This is a genomic window from Dapis hubbardiae BLCC-M172 (assembly GCF_050016015.1).
Lineage (GTDB): Bacteria > Cyanobacteriota > Cyanobacteriia > Cyanobacteriales > Microcoleaceae > Trichodesmium.
This window is the reverse complement of the sequence record NZ_JBNHEQ010000158.1, coordinates 85858-95643: the sequence shown is the minus strand read 5'-3', so window position 1 is coordinate 95643 and position 9786 is coordinate 85858. Positions and strand designations below refer to the sequence as shown.

Sequence of the window (9786 nt, the reverse complement as noted above, 5' to 3'; positions counted from 1 at the left end):
CTTGGGTTTGGAGACCATCCTTGGGTTTGGAGACCATCCTTGGGTTTGGAGACCAGCCTTGGGTTTGGAGACCAGCCTTGGGTTTGGAGACCAGCCTTGGGTTTGGAGACCATTCTTGGGTTTGGAGACCATCCTTGGGTTTGGAGACCATCCTTGGGTTTGGAGACCAAACCCCTACTATAATTACGGCTTAAAAGAGGAGCATTCCGTCAGGAAATGCTAAAAGCTGATAGCTACTAATTAAGGTGCTAAAGCATGACCCCGGAGCATACTACCAATAGTTTTAGCAGTAATCTTCATTTGAACTAAAGGATTAGCAGGTACGACAGTCTTGTACAAATAACTATCAAAAGTTAATTTCTGTACATCCCGGTCAGCACACATTTCTACAAATGCTTCGCGAGTAGCATCAGAACGATAGAATACTGTCTGTAAAATATCCAAGACTTTGTAAGTCATGCCATACTTTTTATCCCACCGCTTCAGATAAAGTTTCAAATCTGCTTCAGTCGGGATAATAGCACCATTATTAGAAGTCTCGACAATAGTTTCGGCACACATCCGAGCAGACTTAGCTGCAAAATAGATACCTTCACCAGAAGACTTAGTAACAGTACCCGCAGCATCTCCTACTAAAGCAACTCTACCACGAACCCGACGAGGGCGAGGATGTTCGGGAATGGGATGAGCTTCTACCTTGATAATTTCCCCACCTTCAAGACGTTTAGCAGCACGAGCGCGAATACCTGCTTGTAACTGTTTAATTCTGGCCTGGTTAGGTTTCATTGTACCAGTACCCACAGCAACATGGTCATATTTAGGGAATACCCAAGCGTAGAAGTCTGGGGACACATCATCCCCCACATACATTTCTGCTAGGTCTTCATAATATGCCATGAGATGGTCAGGGAGACGAATACGTTCTTGGAAGGCGATCGCGTAATTATAATCTCCAGCATCAATAGCTTTAGCTACACGGGAATTTGCCCCATCTGCTCCAATAACTAAATCTACTTTTAAGGTTTTGGCTGTTCCTTGGACTTCTCCTTCTGAATGGTCAGAGTAATGGATAGTATAGGGGTCTCTATCATTAGTAGGGATATCCAGTTTATAAACTGTACCATTAATTAGGTTAGCTCCTAAAGAAGCTGCGCGGTCTCTCAGGAAGCCATCTAATACTTCCCGACGGCACATACCTATATATTCATGTTCTTTTTCTATATGGATATCTACCTCAACATTGGAGGGAGATATCATTTTCATTTTTCTAACCCGGCGATCGATAATTTCTGATGGTAGGTCAAATTCGCTGACCATACATAGGGGAATAGCTCCACCACAAGGTTTGGCGTTATCTAATTTACGTTCAAATAAATAAGTTTCAATGCCTGCTTTTACTAAAGTCTCGGCAGCAGAGGAACCTGCTGGACCTGAACCAACAACAGCAACCCTTAAAGTCAAAGGTCTTCTCCTTAATCTTTTTTCTATATACAAGTATGGGATGGTATCACGGACTGAGGTTTCGTGGGTGGTTTTGTCGGGGTATGTGAAGAAAATGCAATAGACCTTAATATTTTGATACTAAATTAGCAGGAGTCAGGAGTCAGGAGTCAGGAGTCAGGAGAAAATCATGGTGGTTAATAGGAGTCAAGTAATGGCGAGAAAATCTTGTAGTATTGTCCGGTTTGTCTTGTCCGGTTGAATAGTTATTTAATGCTATAGGAGAATCTATTAAGGTTTGTTAGTCCACTACAACTTTTGCTCATGATGAATCTTAGACTAGAAAAATGTTTTTCCAACTGTTCCCTATTCCCTATTAGACATCTCCAATAATAAAAGTAAAATCAATTATCATACATAAATTATCAATTATTTATTCTTCTTCCCTGCTCCCTGATCTCTACTCTGTCTTTTCTGGAGAGTTATATTCCCTATTCCCTGCTATATAACGTAAGCATTCAGCTATTAGCTGTCAGCCATCAGCAATAAGACTAGGATGAGTGTAGTTAAGATTAATTCTGGCTCAATAGAACTCTGGTCTTACAGCCGTTTTCCTGCACAGTAGACCACAGTAGGGGCGTTTGCGGAGCATGACCTTAGGAAATGGCATTACTCCTTACAGGGTTTTGGTTATGACGGTGTGGTTGATCAATCAGCAAAAGCGCTGTAAGGGCTGGGGTTTAAATAAAGCTTTTATGTAAAATGAAAAGCAATAGTTGATAGCTAACGGCTGACGGCTGAATGGTTACTATATAACTAACAATATTCTATATTTGCTTCTTTCTGTTTTTCCCGCAAATATTGAACTAAATCTTCTATCAAATTGCGACGAATGGAAATATTTTTTGGTAATAAAGGGTTTTGATAAAATTCATTAATTTTCTGCCCTACCAAAAATAAAATAGAATCAGCTTCCAATATTTCTTTTGCCAACATTACAGCGCCATTTTTATCTGAAGGCAACCTACCAATATCGCAATGACACTTTTGCAAAATTTCTGTACATTTGGAAATAGTTAAAATTCCTTCCGTTACTAAATCTATTCCACTTAACTTACCGATAGGTGGCATTTCTTTTGTCATTGTAGTAACATCCATTTCAATAGTTTCCCCCAGAAAACTTGCCACAATATTTCCTGTTGTGCCGCCACAAACTACTCTCCGACCACGAAAATCTAATAATTTTTCTACATATTCAAAATCTCTATTTTCATCTAGAGGCGGACCTGTAAATATCATTACTGGATTTCTCTTCCTGACATAAATTCCAACAAAAGAGGCATCATCCCCAATTTTGCCTCCATAGAGATTATGAGTTTTTTTAATTACATTTTGAACAATATTTCTCGCAGTATGAGTATGATTAATAAATAAACCTTCGATATGTTTCGCTATATTATCCCAACCCCAACCAAAATTTAAACTAACTCCCAAACCTGCATATAAAACTCCATCACTAATAGCTCCCAAAAAATCACCTTTTTCTAACTTCCCTTGAGAAAAAGTTATTTTCTTATCTAATATTTTTTCTGTTCTAGCCTCTAATTTAATTAACTTACCTTTTTTTAAATAGAAAACGGGAGGATTATCAAAATTTATAACTAAAAATTTATTATTCTTGGGATTAATTTGAATAACTGTAAAAGTCGCATAGGCAATTTTTCTAACTTGACAAATAGGCAAAGTTCCGATGACAGTTTCTATCACTTCTTCCAAGGAAATATCTTCGGTATTCAACATATTAATCAAAATTTCTGTAGTTAAAGTAGCCAAAATATTCGCTTTAACTCCACTACCCAAACCATCAGACAAGACAACAATATTTTTATTCTCTGCTTTGCGAAATTTAACTTGGTCTCCACATAATTCTTCGCCTTTTTTATTTAAACTAAGGTTGTAAATGTCTAAAAAATTTTCCATCTAGACAGTCTCCTGATTTACCATTTTGATTATTTTTAATAAACTAACCTTCGTTTCTGCAGTTGTTTCTCCTAATAATCCGGCTATTTCTTGCACTACTTTCATTTGATGGTCTACTACTTCATTGACTTTACTAACTGTTTCGTTTCTTAAATTAATCATTTCTTGTTTTCGTTGCCATTCATGGGTAATATCAACCATGATACAAGCAATTAAATTTTGGTCGCGAATCGGAAATATGACTTCTTTGACATACAAAATATCAGTTTCTGAATTTTTATGATGTTCCAGGTCATATCTTTTTTCTCTACCCCGAATTACTTCATCTTTTTCCCACACTTTTTGGAAATCTTTTAAATCTTCTAAAATGGTAGATGCAGGTTGACCAATGGTCTCATTTTGGTTAACATTAAACATCTTACAAAATGCGGGATTAACCAAAGTAATATTCATCTGAGTGTCAACAACAATTAAACCATTAGGGTCATATTCCCAGATAATTTGCCAGATATTTTTTTCGTTAGTCAAAATAATTTACTCCCCTGATTTATTAGTTATCAGTTGATTGTTTGTTATAATAGTATAGCAAGTAACATGGAATAGTTGGGAAAATATTTCCGCTGTCTAAATTTATCATCAGTCCTTGATTTTTCTATTTCATTAAACTTCCTTCACTACAACTTTTTAAACAGTTAGTTATTAGTTAACTGTTTTATTAATACTAGGTAAAATTTCGTCTTTGAATTTTTGTTCGATATTGTCAGAATTAATTTTAAGAAATAGTTGATTTTTGTATTTCATCAAAATTCCATCACTACAACTTTCTCAAAAAAAGTAACCTTTTAATTCTATTGTGTCTTCTCAGTTATCAGTTTTATCAGTTATTAGTTGACTGTTTTGATAATACTAGGTAAGATTTCTTCTTGGAATTTTTGTTCGATATTTTCAGAATTAATTTTGAGAAATACTTGATTTTTGTATTTCATCACAATTCCATCACTACAACTTTCTAAACAAAAGGAACCTTTTAATTCTATTGTGTCTTCTAGTTTATATTCACTTATCATACTTTGGAGTTTTGGCAATACTTCATAAACTCCTAGTTGATGACAAGCAGAACCCATACAAAGGTATAAGTTTTCTTTTTTCATCGTTCTTTTTTTTGTAGGCGATGGAGAACAGGAGAGATTTTTCATACTTGTATTTTTTCTTCTAGTAGAGAGCCTAAAAATAGTTAGCAATTAAAGATTCAAGAGGATAAAGACAAAAATTTAACAGCTCATACTAAATCCGATTTTCATAGAAGATTTATTCAAATGATGATTTTTTTATTCCTGACAGTCAAACTATTTAAATTTGCCGATCCTAGCTCTCAATAAAAAAGAAAAAGGAAGATATTTTTGGAGATGGGGAGTGATAATTTTTTACTTATACTTAGAGGGTGAATCTCATATAGCAATCCTATTTTATTTGTGTATAAAAACCTTAATTTTTTGGGTTTATTCAAATTTGAGATGCACCCTACTTAGACTTCTATAACTTTCATTTTCTATTGATATAGCAATTCCCATACTCGTGAGGTACGAAATTTTTTGGCTTTGGTAACCAGAAAATTTATAGGAGTATGAAGATAAGAAAAATAACTTTACTTCATAACTGTGGGAATTGCTATAACTTTCTTCTCTTCTCCTTCTTCCTTCTTCCTTCTTCCTTCTTCCTTCTTCCTTCTTACTTCTTTTAATTCCGATAAACCTCATCTAAAAGATTCCCATTTGCTGAAATTAATTGAATATGTAATGGCATTTGACCTGCTGCATGAGTCGAACAACTTAAACAAGGATCGTAAGCACGAATACCAGCTTCAACTCTGTTCAACATTCCCTCTGGAATTTGATTATTGTGAATATAATGTTTAGCTATTTGAGTGACAGTTTGATTCATTGCCAGATTATTTTGACCAGTGGCAATAATCATATTTACTTTCTGAATAATGCCATTTTCATCTACTTTATAATGATGGAATAAAGTACCCCTTGGCGCTTCACTAACTCCCACTCCTTCTAAACAGTTAATACCAGCAGTAGCGCGGGTGCGTGGGGAAACAATATCAGGGTCGTCTATCAGTTGTTCAATTTTTTCTAAACAAGCAAGAATTTCTATCAAACGAGCAGAATGATAGAAGAAAGAAGAAGTCGGAACGCCACCTGCCCGCTCTCGAAGTTCTTTTAATTCTTGGTCTGCTTTTTCTGTACCAACTTGTGAACAAACATTTAAGCGAGCAAGAGGTCCGACTCGATAAATACCATTAGGATAACCCATTGGTTTGTAATAAGGAAATTTCAAATAAGACCAAGTTTCTACTGCTTCTCCTAAAAATTCCTCATAATTATCTTCGCTCAAATTATCAGCAACAATATTACCTTCACCATCAGTAAACCGTAACTTTCCGCCGTAATGTTCCCAGTCACCATTTGCTCCAACTAATCCCAGAAATAATGATGGAAACTTACCAAAAACTTCAGCTTCAGTTTTCAATTGTTCATCTAATAAATCGTTAAACAAATTAAGAGCAATATTGATAGTTTCAAAAGATTCTGGCAGACGATTTTTTATCCATTCTCGTCCTTCTTCAGAAAGTGGAGTTCGGACACCACCTGGTACTGCCCAAGCAGCATGAATTTTTCTAGCTCCTAACAATTCAATCACAGTTTGACCGAACTGCCGGAGTCTAATTCCTGCCCTTGCTAAATCAGGATTTTCTACCATTAAACCAAAGACATTTCGTGTGGCAGGGTCGCTATCCCAACCTAATAGAAAATCAGGACTACTAAGATGGAAAAAACTTAAAGCATGAGACTGAATTATCTGCCCTAAATTCATCATTCTACGCAATTTTTCTCCGGCGGGAGGAACTTGCACTGCGAGAATTTTATCTCCTGTTTTAGCAGCTGCTAATAAATGACTTACAGGGCAAATTCCACAAATTCTTGCTGTTATTCCTGCCATTTCTGTAAAGGGTCGTCCTTCACAAAATTTTTCAAACCCGCGATATTCTACGACATGAAACCGACAGTCGGATACTTCTCCAGCATCGTCTAATATAACGGATATTTTGGCATGACCTTCGATTCTAGTTACGGGGTCGATGACTACTGTTTTAGACATGGTTTATTTTCTCCTTAGTTGAATAAAATTATGATTTTTGTTGATTAAGTTTAGGTAAGCATTTCCTGTGGAATGCTGCGCAAACAGCTATTAGCACTCAGCTTTCAGCTTTAGCCAAAAAATTAGTTAATAACTCGCATTTGTGTTGTGTATCTAGATTGTGTATTCCCTATTGCCTTTGACAAAAATTGAGTATACAGTCTAAATACTAAACACCTTAGCTGATAGCTCTTAGCTGACGGCTGAATGCTTACAAGTTTAGAGGTAAATTTAATAAACTTAAGCATTTAATTATTAGCAGTAAATTGTAATTCTTTCTCAATTTCTCAATTGCTTTTACTTCCTCCAAAATCAATAGCTAATAACTGACAACTAAATGCTTACTCTAATATGATGTCTCAATTGAATTATATGTTTGTAGTAAAGCTATAGCCCTATCTAAAGTTTGGTCTAGAGCAAAACTACAAGCTTGAATTATAACTACTTAAATCCTAATTACAAACACGGGCTTTTCCCCAATATTGTTTAGAATTCCAGACACCTAAACCTGCTTGTCTAGCAGAATTTTGAGCATTTAAGTAAGCACTTTTTGAACTAGGGCAAGTATCATTTAGATGTTTACAAAAAAGAGAAGCTTTTCCTTCTCGAACCAGTTGTAAATTAATAGAAGTATTATCTTTAAATACTTCTGCAACTATCCGTTTACGACTACTTTTTCCTGTATCACTAACTGATACTATTGTACCTCTAGGAATTAATGTTTCAAGTCTACTTTTAGCATCCTCAAAAAACGGACTATCTCCATAATCAGGACCATCAATACAGGCAAGTTGTAGCCGACATAATTGTGAATTTCCTTCCCAAGGAATTCGACATTCTGACATAGTAATTTCTAAAGTATCTCCATCAAGAATCCGAGAAATTCTTGCCTGTTGAGTAGCCAAAGACTGGGGAGTATTTAATAGAGATAATTTTATTAAAACTCCACAGGATATGACAGCTAAAATTAGATGAATTTTTTGTCTTTTCATCAGATTTTGTTAGTGACTTATTAGTAGGTTTGGTTAAGCGACAGCGCAACCCAACAGAAATATGTATACCAATCCTAAATATTGAACAATCCAGGCATTAGATAAAAAGGCAGCACAACCAAACAAAAAAGATGTGTAGGTTAGGGTTGAAATTGTCGTTATTAGACAGTAAAAGGAAAGGTATTTTTTATATATGTTGGGTTTCGTTTCCTCAACCCAACCTACTAAAACTCCTTCTTTATTTACCCAAACTTAATCATTTTTCGACCTTCCATTTCAGGAAAGGTATTTTTTGTATATTTTGGGTTTCTTTTAGTCAATCCAACCTACTAAAATTCACCCAAACTTAATCATTTTTCGACCTTCCATTTCAGGAAAGGTATTTTTTGTATATTTTGGGTTTCGTTTACTCAACCCAACCTACTCAAACTCACCCAAACTTAATCATTTTTCGACCTTCCATTTCAGGAAAGCTATTTTGTGTATATGTTGGGTTTCGTTTACTCAACCCAACCTACTAAAAATCCTTCTTTCTTTACCCAAATTTAATCATTTTTCGACCTTCCATTTTTGGCTTTTCACCCTTTAATAAAGGCTCTAAAGTTGCCTGAATTCTATCAGCAGAAGGCGGACATCCAGGCATAAAAATATCTACAGGTACAATTTCATGTACAGGTCGAACTTTATCCAGTAATTCTGGTACAATTCCCGGTTCGTATGGTAATTTTTTAGTTTCATCTGCCAATTCTAAATAACTTCGTTCTAAAACAGGACTTGTACCACCTAACATATTTCGCATAGCTGGCACATTAGCAGTAACAGCACAATCTCCAAAAGAAATTAACGTTTTAGTCTTTTTCCTCACCTCAAGAATTATTTCTAAATTATCTTGATTAGCGATGCCTCCTTCCACTAAACAAACATCAACATTTTCTGGATATTCTTTAATATCGCTGCCAACCGGACTATAAACAACATCAACATGACTTGCTAGTTCAAACAACCATTCATCTAAGTCGAGAAACGACATATGACAACCAGAACATCCAGCTAACCAAACTGTGGCAAATTTAATTTTATTTGACATAATAAATACCTTTAATTAGGGAGTAGGGAGTAGGGAGTAGGGAACAGGGAACAGGGAATAGAGAATGGAAAATAACTCTATTTTTTTGTTTCAGAAATATCGCTCACCCACGGGAGCAAGATGCTCCCACTGAATAATTTTCATATTTTTGACTCCTGTAGGGGCGAATGGCCATATAGCCTAACGGCATGGGCTTCGCCTTTTAATGTCGGCGACAGCCGAAACGCCCCTACGACTTCTGACTTCATTCACCTTGTCCACTGGTGATTTTCCCTCGCATTGACCAAAAATTCCAACTTAGAGCGATCGCGCTCCTTCTCAGCTACAGTTGTCCCCTTACGGAAAATTGCCCCAGTTGGACAAGCATCCACACATTTACCGCAGGAAGTACAAGCATCTACTGTTCCCCAAGATTGATCTAAACCAGAAACAATAAAACAAGCAGCGCCACGACTACCCACATCCCAAACATGGGCACCTTCTATTTCATCACAAACCCGCACACAGCGAGTACACAAAATACAACGATTATGATCTATACCAAACTGTTTGTGAGATAGATCCATTCCTCGGTCTGGAAAACGATAAGTAAACCGAGTATGATCCATCCCTACTTCAATTGCCACATTTTGCAACTCACAGTTTCCATTGGCAACACAAACCGCACAAACATGATTACCCTCAGAAAACAGCAACTCCACCAACATCCGCCGATATTCTTGCAACTTCGGAGTCTGAGTCTGTATTTCCATTCCCTCGGCAACCTGAGTCACGCAAGCAGGTAATAACTTTCTCATCCCAGAAATCTCTACCATACACAACCGACAAGCTCCAATATCGGTGATACCCTCCAAATGACAGAGAGTGGGAATATTAACCCCCGCTTCCTTTGCAGCTTCGAGAACAGTAGTTCCCTCCTCAACTGCAATTTGATTATCATCAATAGTTAACGTTATTACTGACATATTTTCTTCTACTCCTAATCTATTACCGAATTATTAATTATTAATTGTTAATTAAATAATTGTGGTTTAAAGCCTCCCCTTGGATAGGGGAAAAAAAGTGCTAGGATATTTCCCAATC

At 36.2% G+C, this 9786-nt stretch carries 9 protein-coding genes; 1 reads left to right on the top strand and 8 read right to left on the bottom strand.

Features of this window, described 5'->3' with window-relative positions; genetic code table 11:
* The coding region (locus tag ACP6PK_RS14030) for a hypothetical protein (protein WP_426560130.1) at nucleotides 1-183 on the top strand (183 nt) is incomplete at its 5' end.
* A 57-nt stretch (nucleotides 184-240) separates the two neighbouring features.
* On the opposite strand, the gene chlP is transcribed toward ACP6PK_RS14030, so the two are convergent.
* From chlP to hoxU, 8 genes are all read right to left on the bottom strand, one after another.
* Nucleotides 241-1461, bottom strand: coding sequence for a geranylgeranyl reductase (gene chlP, locus ACP6PK_RS14025; RefSeq protein WP_426560129.1), 1221 nt, complete (start codon nucleotides 1459-1461; stop codon nucleotides 241-243).
* 795 nt (nucleotides 1462-2256) lie between these two features.
* Complete coding sequence (locus tag ACP6PK_RS14020; RefSeq protein WP_426560128.1) at nucleotides 2257-3420, bottom strand: SpoIIE family protein phosphatase; 1164 nt, start codon at nucleotides 3418-3420, stop codon at nucleotides 2257-2259.
* Nucleotides 3421-3948 carry a PAS domain-containing protein gene (locus tag ACP6PK_RS14015; RefSeq protein WP_371357642.1) on the bottom strand — a complete coding sequence of 176 codons (528 nt, stop codon included), beginning with the start codon at nucleotides 3946-3948 and terminating at the stop codon, nucleotides 3421-3423. It abuts the gene before it with no gap.
* A 356-nt stretch (nucleotides 3949-4304) separates the two neighbouring features.
* Nucleotides 4305-4571, bottom strand: coding sequence for a (2Fe-2S) ferredoxin domain-containing protein (locus ACP6PK_RS14010; protein WP_094677739.1), 267 nt, complete (start codon nucleotides 4569-4571; stop codon nucleotides 4305-4307).
* 586 nt (nucleotides 4572-5157) lie between these two features.
* The gene (locus ACP6PK_RS14005) at nucleotides 5158-6585 is read right to left on the bottom strand and encodes a Ni/Fe hydrogenase subunit alpha (protein ID WP_426560127.1); all 1428 of its coding nucleotides are present in this window, start codon (nucleotides 6583-6585) and stop codon (nucleotides 5158-5160) included.
* Between the two features lie 491 nt (nucleotides 6586-7076).
* On the bottom strand, nucleotides 7077-7616 hold the full coding sequence (locus ACP6PK_RS14000; RefSeq protein WP_426560126.1) for a thermonuclease family protein: 540 nt from the start codon (nucleotides 7614-7616) through the stop codon (nucleotides 7077-7079).
* Nucleotides 7617-8151: 535 nt separating this feature from the next.
* Nucleotides 8152-8703 carry an NADH-quinone oxidoreductase subunit B family protein gene (locus ACP6PK_RS13995; RefSeq protein ID WP_426560125.1) on the bottom strand — a complete coding sequence of 184 codons (552 nt, stop codon included), beginning with the start codon at nucleotides 8701-8703 and terminating at the stop codon, nucleotides 8152-8154.
* A 248-nt stretch (nucleotides 8704-8951) separates the two neighbouring features.
* Nucleotides 8952-9668: a bidirectional hydrogenase complex protein HoxU gene (hoxU, locus tag ACP6PK_RS13990; RefSeq protein ID WP_426560124.1), complete on the bottom strand. Its 717-nt coding sequence runs from the start codon at nucleotides 9666-9668 to the stop codon at nucleotides 8952-8954.
* Nucleotides 9669-9786: the final 118 nt, after the last annotated feature.

Bases quoted from the DNA above. Each gene is read 5' to 3' on its own strand.
- ACP6PK_RS14020 (WP_426560128.1), bottom strand. From the start codon at position 3,420: ATGGAAAATTTTTTAGACATTTACAACCTTAGTTTAAATAAAAAAGGC.
- ACP6PK_RS14010 (WP_094677739.1), bottom strand. From the start codon at position 4,571: ATGAAAAAAGAAAACTTATACCTTTGTATGGGTTCTGCTTGTCATCAA.
- ACP6PK_RS14005 (WP_426560127.1), bottom strand. From the start codon at position 6,585: ATGTCTAAAACAGTAGTCATCGACCCCGTAACTAGAATCGAAGGTCAT.
- ACP6PK_RS14000 (WP_426560126.1), bottom strand. From the start codon at position 7,616: ATGAAAAGACAAAAAATTCATCTAATTTTAGCTGTCATATCCTGTGGA.
- ACP6PK_RS13995 (WP_426560125.1), bottom strand. From the start codon at position 8,703: ATGTCAAATAAAATTAAATTTGCCACAGTTTGGTTAGCTGGATGTTCT.
- hoxU (WP_426560124.1), bottom strand. From the start codon at position 9,668: ATGTCAGTAATAACGTTAACTATTGATGATAATCAAATTGCAGTTGAG.